Annotated in this window: 18 protein-coding genes; 12 read left to right on the top strand and 6 right to left on the bottom strand. The window is 27.1% G+C overall.

Annotated elements, in window-relative coordinates:
• Positions 1-7: 7 nt before the first annotated feature.
• Positions 8-2,680, bottom strand: a complete 2,673-nt coding sequence (gene aceE / locus ACTCCZ_RS07650) for a pyruvate dehydrogenase (acetyl-transferring), homodimeric type (protein WP_079577503.1) — start codon at positions 2,678-2,680, stop codon at positions 8-10.
• A 404-nt stretch (positions 2,681-3,084) separates the two neighbouring features.
• Here aceE and ACTCCZ_RS07645 point away from each other — a divergent pair, with 404 nt between their 5' ends.
• Genes ACTCCZ_RS07645 through mdh form a run of 3 tightly spaced genes read left to right on the top strand, consistent with a single transcriptional unit; the run spans position 3,085 to position 5,642 of the window.
• Positions 3,085-3,804 carry a lipoate--protein ligase family protein gene (locus ACTCCZ_RS07645; protein WP_079577502.1) on the top strand — a complete coding sequence of 240 codons (720 nt, stop codon included), beginning with the start codon at positions 3,085-3,087 and terminating at the stop codon, positions 3,802-3,804.
• A complete protein-coding gene (lipA, locus tag ACTCCZ_RS07640; RefSeq protein ID WP_079577501.1) occupies positions 3,801-4,682 on the top strand; it encodes a lipoyl synthase in 882 nt (293 codons plus the stop codon). The genes ACTCCZ_RS07645 and lipA overlap by 4 nt, the downstream gene beginning before the upstream one ends.
• Positions 4,683-4,697: 15 nt before the next feature.
• Positions 4,698-5,642, top strand: coding sequence for a malate dehydrogenase (gene mdh, locus ACTCCZ_RS07635; protein WP_079577500.1), 945 nt, complete (start codon positions 4,698-4,700; stop codon positions 5,640-5,642).
• A 33-nt stretch (positions 5,643-5,675) separates the two neighbouring features.
• Here mdh and ACTCCZ_RS07630 read toward each other — a convergent pair whose 3' ends face one another.
• Positions 5,676-6,254 carry a PAS domain-containing protein gene (locus tag ACTCCZ_RS07630; protein ID WP_159445716.1) on the bottom strand — a complete coding sequence of 193 codons (579 nt, stop codon included), beginning with the start codon at positions 6,252-6,254 and terminating at the stop codon, positions 5,676-5,678.
• A 100-nt stretch (positions 6,255-6,354) separates the two neighbouring features.
• On the opposite strand from ACTCCZ_RS07630, the gene ACTCCZ_RS07625 reads away from it, so the two are divergent.
• The gene (locus ACTCCZ_RS07625) at positions 6,355-6,603 is read left to right on the top strand and encodes a helix-turn-helix domain-containing protein (RefSeq protein WP_079577498.1); all 249 of its coding nucleotides are present in this window, start codon (positions 6,355-6,357) and stop codon (positions 6,601-6,603) included.
• Between the two features lie 254 nt (positions 6,604-6,857).
• Positions 6,858-9,008, top strand: coding sequence for a site-specific integrase (locus tag ACTCCZ_RS07620; RefSeq protein WP_079577497.1), 2,151 nt, complete (start codon positions 6,858-6,860; stop codon positions 9,006-9,008).
• 46 nt (positions 9,009-9,054) lie between these two features.
• Here ACTCCZ_RS07620 and ACTCCZ_RS07615 read toward each other — a convergent pair whose 3' ends face one another.
• Positions 9,055-9,513 (bottom strand): hypothetical protein, encoded by a 459-nt coding sequence (locus ACTCCZ_RS07615; protein ID WP_079577496.1) that lies wholly within the window; start codon positions 9,511-9,513, stop codon positions 9,055-9,057.
• Positions 9,514-9,713: 200 nt separating this feature from the next.
• Here ACTCCZ_RS07615 and ACTCCZ_RS07610 point away from each other — a divergent pair, with 200 nt between their 5' ends.
• From ACTCCZ_RS07610 to ACTCCZ_RS07595, 4 genes are all read left to right on the top strand, one after another.
• The gene (locus ACTCCZ_RS07610) at positions 9,714-11,198 is read left to right on the top strand and encodes an MBOAT family O-acyltransferase (protein WP_079577495.1); all 1,485 of its coding nucleotides are present in this window, start codon (positions 9,714-9,716) and stop codon (positions 11,196-11,198) included.
• Positions 11,199-11,206: 8 nt separating this feature from the next.
• The gene (locus tag ACTCCZ_RS07605; RefSeq protein ID WP_079577494.1) at positions 11,207-12,334 is read left to right on the top strand and encodes a hypothetical protein; all 1,128 of its coding nucleotides are present in this window, start codon (positions 11,207-11,209) and stop codon (positions 12,332-12,334) included.
• A gap of 727 nt (positions 12,335-13,061) precedes the next feature.
• Positions 13,062-13,427: a hypothetical protein gene (locus tag ACTCCZ_RS07600; RefSeq protein ID WP_079577493.1), complete on the top strand. Its 366-nt coding sequence runs from the start codon at positions 13,062-13,064 to the stop codon at positions 13,425-13,427.
• Positions 13,428-13,435: 8 nt separating this feature from the next.
• Positions 13,436-14,308: a hypothetical protein gene (locus tag ACTCCZ_RS07595; RefSeq protein WP_079577492.1), complete on the top strand. Its 873-nt coding sequence runs from the start codon at positions 13,436-13,438 to the stop codon at positions 14,306-14,308.
• Between the two features lie 41 nt (positions 14,309-14,349).
• Here ACTCCZ_RS07595 and ACTCCZ_RS07590 read toward each other — a convergent pair whose 3' ends face one another.
• The 3 genes from ACTCCZ_RS07590 to ACTCCZ_RS07580 all read right to left on the bottom strand — a co-directional run bounded on the left by ACTCCZ_RS07590 (position 14,350) and on the right by ACTCCZ_RS07580 (position 15,696).
• Positions 14,350-14,952: a hypothetical protein gene (locus tag ACTCCZ_RS07590; protein WP_079577491.1), complete on the bottom strand. Its 603-nt coding sequence runs from the start codon at positions 14,950-14,952 to the stop codon at positions 14,350-14,352.
• A 105-nt stretch (positions 14,953-15,057) separates the two neighbouring features.
• On the bottom strand, positions 15,058-15,204 hold the full coding sequence (locus tag ACTCCZ_RS07585) for a hypothetical protein (RefSeq protein ID WP_159445715.1): 147 nt from the start codon (positions 15,202-15,204) through the stop codon (positions 15,058-15,060).
• Between the two features lie 24 nt (positions 15,205-15,228).
• Positions 15,229-15,696, bottom strand: a complete 468-nt coding sequence (locus ACTCCZ_RS07580) for a J domain-containing protein (RefSeq protein ID WP_228145286.1) — start codon at positions 15,694-15,696, stop codon at positions 15,229-15,231.
• 1,409 nt (positions 15,697-17,105) lie between these two features.
• On the opposite strand from ACTCCZ_RS07580, the gene abc-f reads away from it, so the two are divergent.
• Genes abc-f through ACTCCZ_RS07565 form a run of 3 tightly spaced genes read left to right on the top strand, consistent with a single transcriptional unit; the run spans position 17,106 to position 20,812 of the window.
• Positions 17,106-19,064, top strand: a complete 1,959-nt coding sequence (abc-f, locus tag ACTCCZ_RS07575) for a ribosomal protection-like ABC-F family protein (protein ID WP_079577490.1) — start codon at positions 17,106-17,108, stop codon at positions 19,062-19,064.
• A 32-nt stretch (positions 19,065-19,096) separates the two neighbouring features.
• A complete protein-coding gene (locus tag ACTCCZ_RS07570; RefSeq protein WP_079577489.1) occupies positions 19,097-19,540 on the top strand; it encodes a GatB/YqeY domain-containing protein in 444 nt (147 codons plus the stop codon).
• A gap of 12 nt (positions 19,541-19,552) precedes the next feature.
• Positions 19,553-20,812 (top strand): GGDEF domain-containing protein, encoded by a 1,260-nt coding sequence (locus ACTCCZ_RS07565; protein WP_079577488.1) that lies wholly within the window; start codon positions 19,553-19,555, stop codon positions 20,810-20,812.
• Positions 20,813-20,881: the final 69 nt, after the last annotated feature.

The raw sequence follows: 20,881 nt of genomic DNA, 5'->3' as shown, positions 1-20,881 counted from the left end.
CTTCACCTTATGCTTTTAATGGGTTTACTTTTTCTGTATTGATTTTAAATTTTTTAATTGTATCTAATAATACTGATTTTTCAAGTATTCCTTTTTCTACTAATTGAGAAATAGTAGTAAATACAATAAATCTTGAATCAACTTCAAAGTGAGCTCTTAAATTCTCTCTACTATCAGATCTACCAAATCCATCAGTACCTAATGCTTTAAAGCTTCCTTTTACATAAGCTCTTACTTGTTCTGAGTATAGTTTAATATAATCAGTCGCAGAAACAACGATATTGTCTTCATTGTCACCTAAAGTTTTAGTAATAAATGGTACTTTTTTCTCTTCATCTGGATGTAAAGTATTGTATCTATCAATATCTTGTGCTTCTCTTGTTAATTCATTAAATGAAGTAACTGAGTAAACCTCAGAAGAGATTCCATAATCATCAGATAAAATTTGTGCAGCTTGTCTTACTTGCTCTAAAATAGAACCACAACCAAGTAGTTTTACATTGTAGTTTTCTTTTGCTTTTACATCTTCTAATTTATAAATACCTTTTATAATACCCTCTTCTACACCTTGTGGAAGTTCAGGTTGTCTATAGTTTTCATTTAGTGTTGTTAAGTAATAGAATACATTTTCTTGTTTTTCACCATACATTCTTTCAATACCATTTTGTACTATAACAGCCAATTCATAACCATAAGTTGGATCATATGAGATACAATTTGGTATAGTATTTGCTAAAATATGTGAGTGTCCATCTTGATGTTGTAATCCCTCACCATTTAATGTAGTTCTACCTGATGTTCCACCAACTAAGAAACCTCTTGCTTGTAAATCTCCCGCTGCCCATGCCATATCACCAATTCTTTGGAATCCAAACATTGAATAATATACATAAAATGGAATCATTGGACAATCATTTACAGAGTATGAAGTAGCTGCAGCAACCCATGAACCCATCGCTCCAAGCTCATTGATACCTTCTTGAAGTACTTGTCCTTTTTTATCTTCTTTGTAGTATGCTACTTGATCTCTATCTTGAGGAACATATTTTTGTCCTTCGTGAGCATAAATACCAATTTGTCTAAACATACCTTCCATACCAAATGTTCTAGCTTCATCTGGAACAATAGGAACAATACTTTTTCCAATTGATTTGTCTTTTACTAGTGAACTTAAAATTCTTACAAGTACCATAGTAGTAGAAACTTCTCTATCACCACTTCCTTTTAATATTGCATCAAATGCATCAAGTTTTGGAATAGTTAACTTATCACTAAACTCTTTTCTTCTTTGTGGTACATATCCACCAAGAGCTGCTCTTCTTTCTCTTAAGTATTGCATCTCTTCACTATCTTCAGCTGGTTTATAATAAGGAAGCTCTTTTATCTCTTCATCTGAAATAGGAATATCAAATCTATCTCTAAATTTTCTTAATGTATCAAAATCAATCTTTTTAACACCATGAGCAATATTTTTACCCTCAGCAGCATCACCCATACCATAACCTTTAACAGTTTTTGCTAATATTACAGTTGGTCTTCCTTTTGTTTCATTGGCTTTTTTATAAGCTGCATATACTTTTACAGGGTCGTGTCCACCTCTGTTTAATCTCCAGATTTCGTCATCACCCATATTTGCAACTAAATCTTTTGTTTCTTCATACTTATTAAAGAAATTCTCTCTTGTGTAAGCTCCACCTTTTTGTTTATAGTTTTGATACTCACCATCAACAGTTTCATTCATAAGTTTTACTAATTTACCTGATTTATCTTTTTCTAATAAAGGATCCCAGTATCTTCCCCAAATAACTTTAATAACTTCCCATTTTGCACCTCTAAATTCACCCTCAAGCTCTTGAATGATTTTTCCATTACCTCTTACAGGTCCATCAAGTCTTTGTAAGTTACAATTTATAACAAAAATTAAGTTATCTAATCCCTCACGTCCAGCAAGTCCAATTGCACCTAAAGATTCAGGCTCATCACACTCACCATCACCCATGAAACAATAAACTTTTTGATTACTACAATCTTTAATACCTCTATCAGTTAAGTATTTTAAAAATCTAGCTTGATAAATTGCTTGTATTGGTCCAAGTCCCATAGATACGGTAGGAAACTGCCAATACTCTGGCATTAATTTTGGATGTGGATATGATGAAAGTCCTTTTCCGTCTACTTCTTGTCTAAAGTTATCCATTTGTTCTTCAGAGATTCTACCCTCTACAAAACTTCTAGCATAAATACCAGGAGAAATATGTCCTTGGAAAAATATTAAATCTCCACCATCTTTTTCACTTGGAGCTCTAAAAAAGTGGTTAAATCCAACATCATATAAAGTTGCAGAAGATGCAAAAGATGCAATATGTCCACCTAGTTCTAAGTTCTTTTTTGAAGCTCTTAAAACCATTGTTTGTGCATTCCATCTAATAATTGATCTAATTTTTCTTTCAAGTAATAAATTTGCTGGCATCTTAGGTTCTTGATGCACAGGAATAGTATTTAAATATGCAGTAGTAGCTTTAAAAGGAAGATATCCTCCACTTCTTCTTGCTTTATCAATAAGTTTTTCAAGTAAGTAGTGAGCTCTATCTGTCCCATCTTCTTCGATAATTGTATCAAGTGCCTCTAACCATTCTTTAGTTTCGTTAGGGTCAATATCTTTTAATTGTATATCTGACATATATACTCCTTTTAAATTTTATTTGGGTTCACTAGCAAATAATATTAAAATAATACAATAATTAACTTATTTAATTGTTATTTGTTTAAAGTATTAAAACATTATAAGAAACAAAGGTTACATAACAGTAATATATCAAAAAAATTTTCTTTTTTTTATAATATTAATAAAAAAATTTAAGTATTTAATAAGAATGTAACCATTTTGAATAGTTTCTTTTGTTATAATACTTATAAAATGTTAAATTATGTATTTATTATGTCGCAAAATGCTTATAAATTTAATCATAAATTAAATTTTTTTTCTAATGCCTAAGGCTTAATGCATTTGCCTTCAAGAACAGCTATAATTTTACATAAAAAATTTGATTTTTAAAAGAGAAATTTAAATTTTGAAAGTGAGCCATGAAGAAAAATAAAATTTTTAGATTAATTCTTTCTACTAATGAAAGTGCAAAAATTAACATGGGAATAGATAAAGTCCTAGTAAATTCATTTGAAAATGATAATCTACCAATATTACGTCTTTATACATGGCAAAAATCTTTTACAGTTGGATTATCTCAAAAATGTGAAGATTATCCTACTTATATAAAAGAGTATAAAAACAACTGTGCAAAGAGAATTACAGGTGGTGGAGTACTTTTTCATGGACATGACTTATCATATAGTCTAGTCTTACCAAGTAGTGATTTTCAAGGTTTGAGTGTAAAACAAAGTTATGAGAAAATTTGTCAGTTTTTATTGCTATTTTATAAAAACTTAGGTTTAAATAGCTGTTTTGCAAAAGACTCACCAAATGTTACACTAAGTAAAAGTGAGTTTTGTCAAGTTGGATTTGAAGCTTATGATATTTTGGTAAATGAAACTAAAATAGGTGGAAATGCTCAAAAAAGAACAAAAAGAGTAATTTTCCAACATGGTTCAATACCAATAAAAGGTGTAAATAATGATAAGAAGATTGGTTCAACATTAGAAGATTTTAATATAAATCTTAACTTTGAAGAAGCCATAGAAAAAGTAATCAAAGCTTTTGAAAAGAGTTTTGAAGCAACATTAGAAAAATCTTCTTTATCAAGTAAAGAGAATGACAAACTAGTAAAACTATTAGAGGAAAATAAATGACAGTAGCAAAAAAAGTAAATTTTAAAAAACCAGATTGGCTTAGAAAAAAACTAGTTCCAACAGCTCAAAAAGAGATGGAAGCACTACTAGGAAAACATGGACTTCATACAATTTGCCAAGAAGCGAAATGTCCAAATATTAGTGAGTGTTATGCTAAAAAGAATGCTACATTTTTAATATTGGGAAATATCTGTACAAGAAGATGTACATACTGTAATGTACACACAGGAAAACCAACAGAAGTTGACTTAGCAGAAGTTGATGGAGTTACAGAATCTGTACTTAAATTAGGACTTAAGTTTGTTGTTATTACAAGTCCAGCAAGAGATGATTTAAAAGATGGTGGAGCACAACAGTTTTATAGAGTTACTAAAAATATTTTAGAAAAATCTCCAGGTACACAAGTTGAGATATTAATACCAGATTTTCAAGCAAAAGAGGACTCTTTAAAAACTGTTGTTGATAGTGGCGCTGTTATAATTGGACACAATGTAGAAACAGTACCCTCACTTTACCGTGTAAGAAAAAATGCTTCTTACAAAAGAAGTTTACAGGTTTTAAAAAGACTAAAAGAGCTAGGTGGCGATAAAATCAAAACAAAAAGTGCTTTGATGGTAGGACTTGGTGAAACAGAAGAAGAGATGGTTCAAGTATTTAAAGATTTACTTGAAGTTGGATGCAAATTTTTAAGTATTGGGCAATACTTAGCTCCATCAGGAGATTATGAAACAGTAAAAGAGTTTGTAAAACCAGAACAGTTTGAAAGATATAAACAAATTGCTTTAGATCTTGGTTTTGATTTTGTACATAGTACTCCATATGCAAGAAGTTCATACTTAGCGCATGAATACTTATCAAACGAAAAAAACACTATATAAAAGAAAGGATAAAACTTGAATAATAAAAAAGTTGGAATCATTGGCGTAGGAAATGTAGGAGCTACTTTAGCTTTTAACTTGGCTTCAAAAAGTCTTTGTAATGAAATAGTTCTTAAAGATTTAAGAGAAAATATTGTTGAGGCAATGGCCTTAGATATTTCACAATCTGCAAATGCAGCTAATTCAAAAACAAAAGTAGGTTTTGCACATAATAATGAAGATTTTGCAAATTGTGATGTGATTGTTATTACTGCTGGAATACCAAGAAAACCTGGAATGAGTAGAGATGATTTACTTTTAACAAATGCAAAAATCATGACATCAGTTATAAATGATATAAATGAACAAAATCCAAATGCTGTTTATATTATTGTATCAAATCCACTTGATGCGATGGTTTATACAGCACTTAAAGCATCTAAACTTGACAAAAATAAAGTTCTAGGAATGGCAGGTATTTTAGATAGCGCTAGAATGAGTCACTTTATTTTTGAAGAGTTAGGATATGGTGAAGGTGAGATTGATGCATCTGTAATGGGTGGACATGGTGATGATATGGTTCCATTGGCAAACTACTCAACAGTAAATGGAAAACCACTAGATAAAATTTTAAATGCAGAACAAATTGAGAAAATAATAAACAAAACTAAACATGGCGGTGCTCAAATTGTAAAACTGCTTGAAACAGGCTCTGCATATTATGCACCAGCATATTCAACATCACTTATGGTAGAAGCAATCTTATCTGATAATAAAAAAGTATATCCTTGTGCAGTTATGCTAGAGGGTGAATATGGATATGAAAATATCGTTGCAGGAGTTCCTGTAAGATTGGGTAAAAATGGTGTTGAAGAAGTAATTGAGTTAAAACTAGATGAAAAACAAACAGCTGAATTTGCAAAATCAATTGATTCTGTAAAAGAGCTTGTTGATACACTTGATACTAAATTTTTCGTATAAACTAAAAATTAAAAGCTACACTTTTGTGTAGCTTTACTTATATTTATCTAAAATAGAATCGATTTTTTTCACTTCATTTTTTACTGCTTGTAAATTAATTGTTAAATCATCATCACTAATTATTAATCCTAAATCTTTTTTGAAATCAAATGCATTTATAGCTGTTTTTATCGTAATAATAGGTTCTTTTAAACTTTTTATATAAGAAGATAATTCTGTTTTTAGATATAAGCACTCTTCTAAATTTATATTTTTATTGAAATCTTTTTTTATTTTAATTATTAAAAAGAAATAATTATTATCTGTTTTTTTAATCTTGCTTATATTACAATTGCAGTCTAAAATTGTATTATCTTTTTTTATATACTTAATTGTAATTTCACTAAATCTATTTTTATTAAACTCTTTTACTTTTTCTTTAAATTTATCAGAAGTACCTAAAAAATAATCAATTTTCCATATATTTTCATTTATTAATTCATCTTTATTGTAGCCTAACATATTATTTAAATAACTATTTGTATATTCAATTTTTCCATTTTCATTTATTAGTAAAATACCTGCTTCTAAGTTTTCAATTATGTTAAAAATCAAATTAAAACTCTTATTCATAAAGCTTCTCCTTAAAGTCATAATATCAAACATTACCATAAGGTATTATTAAATATTACCTATAAGTAATATTATTTCATAAATTATATTAAGGAACTAAATGCTAATAGCAGAAATCACAGAAGAAGAATCTGAAGATTTTCACCAAAATATTTCAAAAAATGTAAGGAGAATAAGAAAAGAAAAAGAATTTACACAACTTGATGTTAGCCTTGCTTTAGGCTTTTCAAATCCATCATTTATTACAAATGCAGAGTCACCAAACTCTAAAAAAAGATTTAACCTAAATCAACTACATAAACTATCAGTACTTTTTGATGTAAAAATATGTGAATTTTTTAAAGAATGAATATTATCACATATTAACTCACTTTTGGCTATACTATTTAATTATTAAACAATAAATTTTAAATGGCTAAAAGGGATTTATAAAATCAAATGGCACTAATAGACTTACAAAACTTGTCTATCCAAAATTTTTAATTTCCCACAAAAACGAAACTATTAGAACTTTTTAGATTTATTTACAGGTCTATTATAGACTTTTAAATCTATTTGTAACATATACGATACTTCTATTTTTCTCCATATCAAGGAGAAAAAATGTCAAGTCATAGTTATGAGTTTAAAGGTACTTTCTACTTTAGAAAAAGAATCAATGCTCGTTATTTAAAAAACAGAAATAAAGATTTTGTATTTAGAAAATCCCTTAAAAAGTGCTGTAGGTTTTATTTTATGTTAGTCAAAGATAATGAAGAATTAGATAAACTAACAAATTATTTAAATGAAGAACTTAACAGTTATCTAAAAGAGAACCTAATGACAGAAAATGAAATAAATAGATTAACAGATATGCTTTGTAAAAACTATGAAAGAGAAGCAAAAATTGAATACTCAGATTTAGAAAAGCTTAGAATTGAATCTTTAGAGTACTTTGATGAGAATGGAAACCAAGAGGGTCATACACTCCAACCACTTGCTAAAAGATGGAAAGAGTTAGATAAACAATATCATAACCTAAATGATAAAGAAGAAACTATTAAAATGGGCTCTGAAATATTTAAAAGAAGTAATATTTCAAAAGAAAAATTAAGTGAAATACCATCTGAAAAAATAGTTGACTTTTATGAGCAATTAATCAAAACTGAAAAAAAAGTTATTGAAAATGACATAAGACTATATATTCAAAGAAATATGTATCTTTTTAAAAATATATCCCCTACTCGTGCAGAAATGAAAGAAGAAAGGGATAGAGTTGAGACTACACTTGAAAGCTTTTTAGAATTAGTTAGAGAAAACCCCTTACAAAACTATCTCAACCTTGTAAAGAAACATGTAAAAAATGCAAATTTTGAAAGTGGTACTTCAATAGCTAATAGCAAAGAGTATATTTTAGAACTATTTAACCAAATGAAACAAGAGCAAGAACAAAGTGTACTAAACGAAGCTGAAAACTTAGAGAGATTAGCAGAAGTATATATCAAAGATGTTTTAAATAAAAAAGGCAAATCTGCTACAAACTATGCAAGAAATATAAAATACTTTACTGACTATATGAAAGGGAATGGAAAAGAACACCAACCTAAAAAACTAAGTGAATTAACAAGTGAAGATATAATCGAATTTCAAGATTTACTTGTAAATATAATAGTTAGAACAAAAGCACATCAAGGTATGTCTTTATTTGATTTAGTAAAACAAAGAATTATAGAAAATTCAAGGTTAATGAAACCATTAAATATGAATGGAATAGAATATCAAATAAAAGGATTTTATAAACATCTTTGTAAATCACATAAAAATCTTGGTGGAGATATTGACTTAATTGACTATTTAAATGCTCAAACAAAATTAGAACTACTTAGAGAAGATGATGATGAAGTTGATTATGGTGTTAGAGCTATAACTGTTTCAGAGATGACAAAATTTGCTAATATTATTTACAAGGATAAAAATACTATTGAAAAGATGTTAAATGAATCTCCTCAAAACTTTTATACTTTTTTACTTGGTTTAGTTTTTGGTGTTAGAATAAGAGAAGGACTTCAGTTAAAAATTAGAAACCTAAAAGTACAAGAGAAAGATGGACAAAAGTATTATTACTTTTATTTAGATGAAAATGATAATGATACAAGATTAAAAACTTCTAATTCTCACAGAAACCTACCTGTTCCAAATGTTTTAATAAGATTAGGTCTTTTAACATTTATAGATAGAAGAAGAGAATTAGGTCATAAAACACTATTTAATTATACATTCAATAAAAAAAGTCAAGAAATAACTGGTGCATTGAATTTATTCTATCAAAGAGCTTTTCAAAAATGTTTAGGAGAACTTGCTTGTAATGAAAAAAACATTGAACTTCTTAGACAAAGAGTAAAAGAGGGAGAAGAAGCTTATGAATTTATCCAATACAGAAGTTTTAGAAAAAACTTTGTTAATATAATAGATAAGCAAAAAATCGGTGGAGATTACCACACAATAACAAATATAAAAAAACTTATTGGTCATAGTGATAGTTCGGCAACAGAATATTACTATGAAAGGATTGAACCTTTTATAGGTTATCAAATTTTAAACTCGTTTGATTATTTCTTTCATTATCCATTTTTAGAAAGACTTGAAGAGGATATTAAAGAAATTTTTAATGATGATATAAAATATGAACTTGACTGGGTTACTCAAAAAAATGATGAAGAGTGGAAAATAAAATCAAAAATTAAAAAGAACAAAAGTCAAACAGAATCAAAATAGTATTTTAAGCTTGAACACTAGAATGCAATAAATTGCATTCTGTGTTCTAAATTTCAACTAAAAATTCCCTAAAATAGTGTTTTATCACTGATTGAGTTTCACTACTTTTAGTCTTTTGTTTTTTTACACTTTTTATTCTTGTTATAAAAATATACCTTTCAACTATATTCAAACCTTTAATTTTTTGATAAATATTTAAAATAAACTCACTATTTTGTTTTATATCGCTACTTGTAGATTCAATAAATAAGGTATCAAGTTTTTCAATCTCATTGAAATTTTTTTCAATATCAAAATTTAAAATATACTCTATTTCCTCTAACAAAAAATTACATCTTATAGTTTTTGAATATTTTTCTAAAACTATATTTAACTCCCTAACTTGATTATTGCTTCCATCAGAATTTAAAAGAAGATTATACAAATTTGGCTTTGTAGTTTTCCAGTTATGTAAAGTTGTTCTTGTAACTTCATATTTTTCAGTGATTTCTTTTTTAGTATACATCCAATTATTTCCTAAAAATATTTAAATGTATTGTAGATGTTTAACAATAAGACAAAAAGAATGAAAAATTATTATTTTATGTTCAATAATTAAGCATTTATTGAGTATCATAGCAACCTTTAAAATATATCCAATAATTAAACATTATATTTTTTAGTTATCTAAAAAGTGTTTAACTATTAAACAAAAAGGATTAAGTATTGCTATTCAATTCATATGAATTTATCTTTATTTTTCTACCAATAACCTTTTTTATCTACTTTTATTTAAACAGTAAAAGATTAATTACAGCTTCAAAAGGTTTTTTGGTATTTAGTTCACTGTTCTTTTATTCTTGGTGGAATGTTGCATATCTACCTTTGATATTGGTAAGTATGTTATTTAACTATGTAATAGGTAATACTCTATCTCAAAGTAATGAAGAACAAAAAAAAGGTTTGAATAAAACTTTCTCAAAAAAGAGTATTCTTATATTTGGTATCGTAGCAAATGTATCACTACTTGGATACTTTAAATATGCAGATTTTTTTATTGAAAACTTTAATTTAGTAACTAACTCTAATATTGAATTATTACATTTACTTTTACCTTTAGCAATATCATTTTTTACTTTCCAACAAATAGCATATTTAGTTGATAGCTATAAGGCTGAAACTAAAGAGTATGACTTTTTAAACTATGCACTATTTGTTACATTTTTCCCTCAACTTATAGCTGGACCAATTGTTCATCATAAAGAGATGATGCCACAATTTGCAAATATAAAAAATAAAGTAAAAAACTATAGAAATATTGCACTTGGTCTTTTTATATTCTCAATAGGTTTATTTAAAAAAGTAGTTATAGCAGATACTTTTGCAGTTTGGGCAACAGCTGGATTCGATACAACTACGACACTAAACTTTTTTGAAGCTTGGGCAACATCACTATCATATACTTTTCAGTTATATTTTGACTTTTCAGGATATACAGATATGGCAATAGGTATTGCACTTTTATTCAATATCAAATTACCTATAAACTTTAACTCTCCATATAAAGCTTTAAACATTCAAGATTTTTGGAGAAGATGGCATATTACACTATCAAGATTTCTTAGAGATTATGTTTACATTCCACTTGGTGGAAACAAAAAAGGAAGCTTTAGAACCTATAATAACTTAATGGCAACATTTATAATAGGTGGATTTTGGCATGGTGCAGGATGGACATTTATCTTTTGGGGATTTTTACATGGTGCAGCTTTAGCAATACATAGATTGTGGCAAAACTTAGGTTTTAAAATGTGGACATGGTTAGCATGGCTAATAACTTTTAACTTTGTAAATATAGCATGGGTATTTTTTAGAGCTAAAGAGTGGGATGATGCGATTAAAGTTTTAACAGGGATGATTGGATTAAGCGGTATAAATTTACCTAATCCATTGGCAAATAAATTAGCAATACTAAAAAAGTATGGAATAGAATTTGGTGGATGGGTTGCTAATATAGATTCAGATGGTGGCAAATCTTTAGTACCATGGTTAATTGTTGCTTTTATATTAGTGCTTGTATTTAAAAATTCAATGGAAAAACGAGATACATTTATACTTAACTATAAAACTCTTATCTTAACTGCAATTTGTTTAGTTGGTGGTATTTTATCACTTAATAAAGTATCAGAATTTTTATATTTTAACTTTTAAGGCTAATGATGAAAAACAATATGAATAGTAAAAAATGGATTAAAATATTAGCTGTACTTTGTGTTTTAGGTGTTGGATTTGTTGGAGGGATAAACTATTTGGTTGACCCTCAAGGATTTAATAATACTGTAATAATTGATAGAATAAATTCAAAAAAATATTCAAATACAAGTATGACTACAAGATTTAAAGCAAAAATTCTTGAAAAAGGTAACTTTGATGCAATAATGCTGGGTACATCAAGAATAGGAGTTATGAATCCAAATATTGTAAATAAATATTTAAATACTAATACCTTTAATCTTGAATATCCTGGTTCAAATACTATAATTCAAAATAAACTTTTCAAATATGCAAATCATTTTAATGATATAAAATATTTAATTTATGGAATAGATTTTTTAGCCTTCAATGAAAACAGAATTATAAAAAATGATTTTAAAGAGTTTTATGACTTAGAAGAGAATATTGAAAACTTTGAAACCATATCAAATTTTGAACTGTATTTTAACTTTGAGACATTTACCAAAAGTGTAAAACTTGTTATAAAAAACATTTTAAATAAACAAAAAGATGAAGCAATATATTTAGCATCAAATGGTATGAGAGATTATAGAAATTATATTCAAGAATATAATAATGGGAAGCTTGATTTAACTAAAAATATAAATAGTAGTATAAAATCTTATTTCAAAACAGATGGTACATATAAAAATTATAAGTTTTCATATAAATATTTAGAATATTTTAAAGATACATTAGATTACTGTAAAAAAAATGATATAAAAGTTTTTGTTTATATTCCACCTATGTATAGTCAACATTTTGATGCAATTAACAAGGCTGGATATTTTGATGAATTTGAATTATTTAAAAAAGAGCTTGTAAAGTTAACTAATTATATAGATTTTACAGGACACAATTCAATTACTGAAAACAAAAATAACTATTGGGATAGCTCACATTTAAGAGTTGAAGTTACAAAACAAATTATGGAAAAACTTTTCAATGATAAAACTGTAGACACTACAAATAATTTCGGTACATTAGTTACTAAAGAAAATATTAATCATCATTTAGAAAATTTAAGAACTCAAATTAAAGATTATGATTTAAAAAAAATTGTAAATAAGTAAAAGTATTTTTTATACTTACGGTTCTATAACTAGAACCGTAAAGTTTTGCATAAATTAAAAAATATCTTTTTTTATTAATCTTTTCATATATAAAATTTAACGATTACACCGTAAAATATCAATTTCAAATAAAAAAGTTGCTAATAATCAAACTTTTTTGAATGTAGCATCTTATAACATGAGATAAGACTCGCTAAGAGTCGTTAAACATTTTATAGGAGATACATATGAGATATGAATTTAAACAAATTTAATTCATCAACTGCATTAGTGATTAAATACCATTTATTAGATATTTAGCTGATACCTAATAAAAAATGTGAGTGGCATCACATAAATTTAATTACTAATTTTGAAGCTTGAGGGAGCTTCCATCTCTGTTCAATTTATTGCACAGAGATTGGAAGCGATACAAAAATCGCATATATTAAAAAATATATCGAATAAATGGGTACTTAGCGGTGTCCATTTTTGATAATTTTTGTATAAAAACACTCTAAAAACTGACAACACTTGAAAGATTAACTACTTGCCAAATTCTACTGCTACAGTTAATATCAAGTTATACATATTTCTACTTACTTGCCTTGACACTCGTCATACTTTTTTTTAATTTTCGTACTTTTATATTTTAAAAAGCACATTACTAAACCTCAGTCGTGAAATATAAATTGATTACAAACTCTTTTAGAGCTTCGTTTAAATTTGTTAAATAGGAGTGATAAAAATGTTTAGTCAAAAAAAGAAACAATATTACAGTCATATTTTAGGTTTTAAAACTGTTGAGGATTTTGAAAGCTTTGCAAAAAGATATAAGAACTTTTTAGAAAAAGAACCTCTTACAAAAAATAGAATCATGTTAGGATTTTTTATAATGCTTGATATTCAGAAAAAATCTTTAACTAATAATAGTAATTTAATTAACCTTGAGGGCATTAAAAATCAACATGTAAAAAAATATGCAAATGAAATTTTAGAAGAAAGAAAAAAAGGGAATGGAAGTCAAGCAATAGCAAACTTTCTTTATGAAAGGCATAGAGTAAAAATTAGCAGAGGTACAATTTCTAAATTTTATAAACTCAATAATCTGTGAGGTAAAAAATGTCTAATATTAAAGGTGGTACAAATTCAGCTATGAAAAAAGATATATACTTCAAGTTAAATGCAATTTCTCAAAAGCGATTTTCAAATGGAGCTTCAAAAGGAGACCATCTTACACATTCTTTAAAGCTACTGGAAAAAAGAGAACAATATGTAAATGACTTCATAAAGTATATAGAGAGTAATGAAATATCAGGGAAGTTGAATTTACTTTTTACGAAAGAAAACTTAACCAACTTTTTTGATAGTAGATTTGAAAATCTATCAAATATTAGTCAAGAGAATTATTTGAGGGGGTTTTCATCTCTTCTGCAAGGTTTATCTGAAAAGAATGTTGATATTCCCTTACATATTGAGGACAAGTCTTTTTTTGATGATAGAGTAGCTATTTTAAAAAATGAAGCAGATACAGTTATTGAAAATAGATATATTGATAATGTTGAAACTGTAATTCAAAATCTTTATGAAGATAGGCATATCTCAGGACTATTGGCACAAACTCAATATGAGTTATCCATAAGACAAGCAGAAGCCTATGAACTACTTAAGAATCCAAGTAAATATATTGATGATGGAATAGTTAATAATTTAATCGGCAAGGGAAATCATATGTATGAACCTAAATTAATAAGTTTTGAACTTGAACAAAAAATTCTTCAAAACCAAGATGAACTCCCCTCAAAATCTCAATATTGGAACGATTTAAATAAATATAATATAAGTAGTCACGATTTTAGATTTACAAGTGCAAGGGATAAATATGAAGAAAAATTGAGAAATGGAGTTTCAGAAATTACTGCAAAACTTGAAATTTCAAAAACTCTCAACCATTGTCGTTTATCTATCACTAATTATTACCTTTCAAGAACTTAAAAAGTATTTTTTAGGACAGATAAAATGCTAGCGCATTTTATCTAATATGATTCTACAATTATTATATCTTCATACCAAGATGAAACAATAAAATTCCCATTAATGATTTTATCAATTAGTTCTTCCCAATCTATAAAAGGACTTATTAAATTATCAGAGTCATCTGTCAAATCAAGTTCAATTAACTTATTTAGAATATCCATAATTTTCATATTATCTATTTGATTTTCAAGTTTACCTAAGTCAACACTATTTTTTAAATATGCTATAAACTTATCTTTAGAATTTTCTTTGAAATAAAATTCTACTAAATCCTCTAATGAAAATATATCTAAAAATCCATATTCATATTTAAATGCTTCTGCCCATTCTCCTTTTGTTTTATATCCCCAATAAACAGTATAAACATTTAATAAAATATCAGGATTTTTGATAAACTGTTTAATATCTTCTTTAAAAATATCTGTCTGACAATAGTTAAAATAAGATGTAAGAACTAACATAGTTTCATTTTCATCATATTTTTTTACTATCTCGAATAAAGTTTTTCTAATCTCTTCATTTAATCCATTTTCTTTCATTAAGTTATCAAAGTCTTTTTTCAAAATATCTAAATTAAACTCTTCATCTTTTCTTATATACATAATTGCTCCTTTTTTTGTTGATTTAAATTATTATACTTACACAGAAAAAATAATCCACTGCATTTTGAAAAAGTTAAAAAAATATTTCAAGTAGCTAAAAATTAGCTACTTGTCATCATCATCAAAAAACCAATACCAAAGAAAAAGCCACATCCAAAAGTCATCATCAGAATCTGAATCATCATCAAAAAATATAAACCACAAATACGAACTAAAAGCTATAAAGAAAATTAAAAATAAAATAGTTTCCATGCTAATCCTTTCAACAAATAGCTATTAAGAAGCTATTTGTCCTTTTTCTTTCTTTTTTAAAGTCTCACATCCATATTTAGACTTAATCTCATCAAGTGATTTTTCTTTATGGTTTCTTCCTTTCATTTCCCCGTAGTACCACATCTTTTTTTTAGAAGCCCATTTAAAGCCTAACTCTTTTAGTTTTTCTTTGATTTCTTTTGTATCTCCTGACACCCATATCCAAGAACCAACTAACTCAATTGTGATATTTTCAAAGTGTAAAATTAAGCTTATAATTTTTTCAAGTTCTACATCAATTTTAATTTCATTTGTAAAATAGATTTTATGCTCTATTAAATGAGTATAAATGGTATTTAAAGCTTTAAACTCTTCTTCACTACCTCCAACATCAGGATGAAGCTTTTTAGCTAATTCCTTGTAGATTTTCTTAGCTTCATTAATTCCCTCTACACATCTAAACTCATTTTGAATTTCTTCTCTTGTCATCATTTCAAACCCTTCTTAATTGATTTGCCTTTTTGAAGATTCAGAAGGTTTTTTGTTCTCTTCTTTTTTAAATTTTAAGAAGATAAAAACTTAAACCCCTTTATCTTTTTAGGCTTTGCCTCTTCGTTAGTTCATCGGCTTTTTGTAGATTGTAAGGATTGGATTTTTGCTTAGAGAAAAATATAAATTAGAAGTATGAGGATTTTATTTTTATGTAAGTAAATAATCTAATAGAGTGAAATGAGAAAAAAAGCAGAACTAATAATCAAGGTAAAGTTAAAAGATATGTATTTAAGTTTTCTTCTGTTGAGTATCAAAAATTTAAAAGTAAAGAAGAGTTACATATTCATTGATTTATCAATTCAATTTCCAAATTTTCGATATTTTATAAATATATATAATCTATCTATACTATATAGTTATTATTATATATATTTATTTCCATCTTTTGAGTTTTCTGTCCTACTGTTTTGATGTAGTTGAATTGTTATCTTTTATGTTGTTGCAATTTTGTTATTATCCAGAACTGGTTGAGCGGACAGAAAAATCCCTAAGACAGAGATTTTTCTGGGAAGATACCTATATAATGGGAATTATCCATCACAGTATATCGCTACTATTTTACAATAGTCCAGGGTTATCAACAAGGGTTATTGATAACCAACCTCTACACCTAACTAAATTAATATTAGGTTTCAACTGCAAGGTCGCCCGAATTTACAGTTGACAGATTACTCACCTCGAGATTAAAAACTGACCACCTCACTTACCTGAAGATTTGTCACGACGGGAATACTTGCAGACAATTGAACCACTTCGCTCCTCAGTCTGACCCTTACCTCTGACATTTATTACTAACTGCCATTACCGCCCCTACCACAACTTAAATGTTTGGCAAGGAAAGGTACTATTATCAAATAAACTATTACAGTTTATTTGTGATTAATAGGTTGGTTTTTTACTTTCACAAGACTTTTCTAAAACTTTGGTAAGCAAGTTTATATCTTGTTTCCTCTTCCAAAAACCGCTCTTAACTCACTACAAGATAAGACCAAAAAAAGTTTTTCACATATCTTATTACATAAGATAAATATAGTTTATAACGGATTTAAAAAATAATCCAGTGAATTTTAAGTAAATTTTAAAATTTATTAAAAATTACCATATTATCGTTATACCAGTATCATAATATGTAGATACTAAATCAAGTTTAACCAGTTTTTGGGTATTATCTCAACTTATTACAGAGAAAAATAGAATAAAAATATATGTATAGACTTGTAAGTTTATGATACAAAAATCAAATTTTGTGCAAATGTATCATATTTTTATGATTTACGATACTTTTTCGTGTTTTACAGGTCTATTTAAATCTCTAAGAATACCGATTTTACGGGAGAACTAAAAAATACATGGCATTAATAGACTTACAAAACATAACTAAACAATACGATACAAAAGTAATATTAAAAGATGTAAACTTTACTTTAACACCTGGACAAAGAATTGCGGTAATTGGTCAAAATGGTCAAGGCAAGTCAACTTTACTTAAAGTTATTATGGGTGAGGTTGAAGTAGATTCTGGTGAAAAATCAATTGACAAATCTATAAAAATAGAGATGTTAGCTCAACAACCAAAGTTTGAACCAGAGCTTACAGTAAGAGAAGCAATTGAGCAACAACTAACAGAAATAAACGAAGCAAAAAAAAGATATGAAGAAGTTGCACAAGAACTTGCAATTGATTATGAAAACAATGATTTATTAAAAGAGCAAAGTAAACTGGCTACTTATATAGATTTTCACAATGCTTGGGATTTGGACAATATGATTGAAAGAGTCTTAAAAGAGTTTCAATTAAAAGAGTTTGAATTTAAAGATGTAAATCTTTTAAGTGGAGGAGAACAAAGAAGAGTTAGCCTTGCAACCTTACTACTTAAAAAACCTGATGTTTTACTTTTAGATGAACCTACAAACCACCTTGATGTTTATATGGTAGAGTTTTTAGAATCACTTCTAATGAAGAATAACTTTACTTTACTATTTATCTCTCATGATAGATATTTTATTGATAATATTGCTACAAATATTGTTGAAATAGAAAACGGAAACCTAAGAAAATTCAATGGTGGATATAGTGATTATTTAGCTCAAAAAGAAGAGTTATTATCAAACATGCAAAAAGAGCATGAAAACTTAATAAGACTTGTAAAAAGAGAAGCCCATTGGATGCAAAGAGGCGTTACAGCTAGAAGAAAAAGAAATGAAAGAAGAAAATCAGAATATTTTGATTTGAAGAAAAAAGCAAAATCAAACCCTGCACAAATAAAAAAGATGTCTTTAGAACTTCAAAGAGAACAAAAAGCGTTTAATGCACCAGAGGGTCAAAATAAAAACAAAAGAAAAATGCTTTTTGAACTAGATAAAATAAAAAAATCTTTAGGAAATAAACTTCTTATCAAAAATTTTACTACAAGAATTTTACAAAAAGACGTTATTGCAATAGTTGGTCCAAATGGAACTGGAAAATCAACAATGCTAAAACTATTTACACAAAAATTACAAGTAGATGAAGGTAGATTTAAAAAGGGTGATTTTACTATTGGATATTTTGACCAACACAGAGAAATGCTTGATGATTCAAAAACAATTATGGATATTTTTTGTCCAAATGGTGGAGATAGAGTTGTTTTAGATGATGGAAGAAATATGCATGTATTTGGATACTTGAAAAACTTTTTATTTCCAAGAGAGTATCTTGATAAAAAGATTGGATTATTAAGTGGTGGAGAAAAAAACAGAGTTGCTTTAGCACTTTTATTTACAAAAAATTATGATTGTTTGATACTTGATGAGCCTACAAATGATTTGGATATTCCAACAATAAATATCTTAGAAGAGTATTTACAAAATTTTCAAGGTGCACTTATATTTGTAAGTCATGATAGATATTTTGTAGATAAAATTGCTACAAAACTATTTGTATTTAGAGGAATTGATGGATTAGTTGAAGAGAGTTATCAACCATATACAGAGTATCTTGAAGTAGAAAAAGAGATAAAAGATTTAGAAGAGTATGAAAAAGAGCTTCAAAAGACAAGTCAAAATGAAGAAAAAAAGAAATCTCAACCAAAAAAGCAAAATAAACTAAGCTACAAAGATCAAGTAGAATATGATAAACTACCAAATGAGATAGAAGAGTTAGAAAATAAAATTGAAGAGATAAACAACTGCCTTGCAAATCCAAAATGTTATGAACAAAAAGGTATTGTTGTTGTATCACAAGAATTAGAAGAAGTAAAAAGTGTCTATGAAACAAAAGTAGAAAGATTTTTAGAGCTTGAAGAACTAATAGAAAGCTTTAATTCATAAAAAGATATAATAAACAAAAAATAAGGATTTTCATGAGTTTAAAAGAACAATTAAAAGCTGATTTAAAAGATGCAATGAGAGCAAAAGAGTTAGTAAAAAGAGACTCAATAAGAGCAATAAATACAATGATTAAACAAATTGAAGTTGATGAACGAAAAGAGCTAAATGATGAAGATATTTTAAAACTTATTCAAAAAGGTATTAAACAAAGACAAGAAGCTATTATTCAATACAAAGAAGCACAAAGAGATGAGCTTGTTCAAAAAGAACAAGAGCAGATTGATATATTTAAACAATACTTACCAAAACAACTAGATGATGCAGAATTAGAAGCTAGAATTAAAGACATAATAGCAGAAGTAAAAGCAGAAAGTATCAAAGATATGGGTAAAGTTATGGGGACAGCAACAAAGAAATTTGCAGGAGTTGCAGATGGAAAAAGAATCAATGAAATAGTAAAAAAACTTTTATCATAAGAGGATTATATTATGGGAAATGATATCAAAGAAGTAGCAAAAAAAACTATTAAAAATCTATTTATAAAAAATATTGAACCAACTCCAAATGAGTATCATAAAGAGTTTTGTATAATTGCTAAAGAGTATAAATTAAATGCGAAAGAATGCACTCAATTTAAAGAATTAGTAAGTAGATTAAATAATGAAGAACAAGAAGAGATAAAAAGTAAAAATATAACTACTTTTGAAGATATGATTCCCATACTTTTAAATAGAGTTGCTACAAAAAACTTAAAAACTTTGACATCACTTTTTAAAGAATCTATGACACCATCTATTTCAATTGGTTTAGATGATAAGATAACAAAGTTTTCTGTAAAAATAGGAAACTCTCCAGCGCTACTTTTTGAAGAAGAGATTCAAAAAGAGATGCAAAGCTTCATCACAAATAGATTTGAAGCTGATAAAAAAGTAGTTCAAGAAAAAACAGCAGAAATTGCAAAGCTTGTAACACTTATGGGCAAACACTTAAATGAAGCTATTTCAAGTAGTGGAGATAGTGGTGTTGAAGTATCAAATATAAAAGATGAAATTCAAGCTATAAATCTTACAAATAATGGAATCAAAGAATTAACAACACTACAAAGTAAACTTATAAATGCAGCAATGTCAATAGAAAATGAGATGACAAATGTAGGGGAAAAATTATCTTCTGGAAAAGATAAAGTTCAAGAGCTTGAAGATAAAGTAAAAACACTTGAAGAACAACTTTCTAAAACAAAAGAAGAGAATTTAAAAGATCATTTAACAGGCTTACTTACTAGAAAAGCATATGAATATGAAGCTAAAAAAACAGAAGAAAATTATAAAAGAAATGATACACAATATGCAATAGTATTTTTTGATATAGACCACTTTAAAGCAATCAATGACAAATATGGTCACGCAGGTGGTGACATGATACTATCTACTTTTGGAAAAATCTTAAGTAAATATACAAGAGATATGGATATTGTAGGAAGATATGGAGGAGAAGAGTTTATTGCTATAATTCATTTCAACCTAAAAAGAGAACTTTTAAAATATCTAAAAAGAATCAAAAGTATAGTAACACAAAATAATTTTATCTATGAAAATAAAAAAATAAAAATAACTTTTTCAGCTGGAGTTATTATTAGAAATGACCATGAGTCATATGATAGTGCAATACAAAAAGCAGATATGCTTTTATATAAAGCAAAAGAAGAAGGTAGAAATAAAATTATACTTGAAGATAATACAGTCATATAAAGTAAGATTAATTCTTATTTTCTTAAATTTTATAATTTAGAAATAATTTTATAGTTTTATATACTTTTA

Source organism: Malaciobacter sp. (assembly GCF_055140965.1).
Note: the sequence above shows the minus strand (reverse complement) of the source record. Positions and strands in the feature narration are given on the sequence as shown.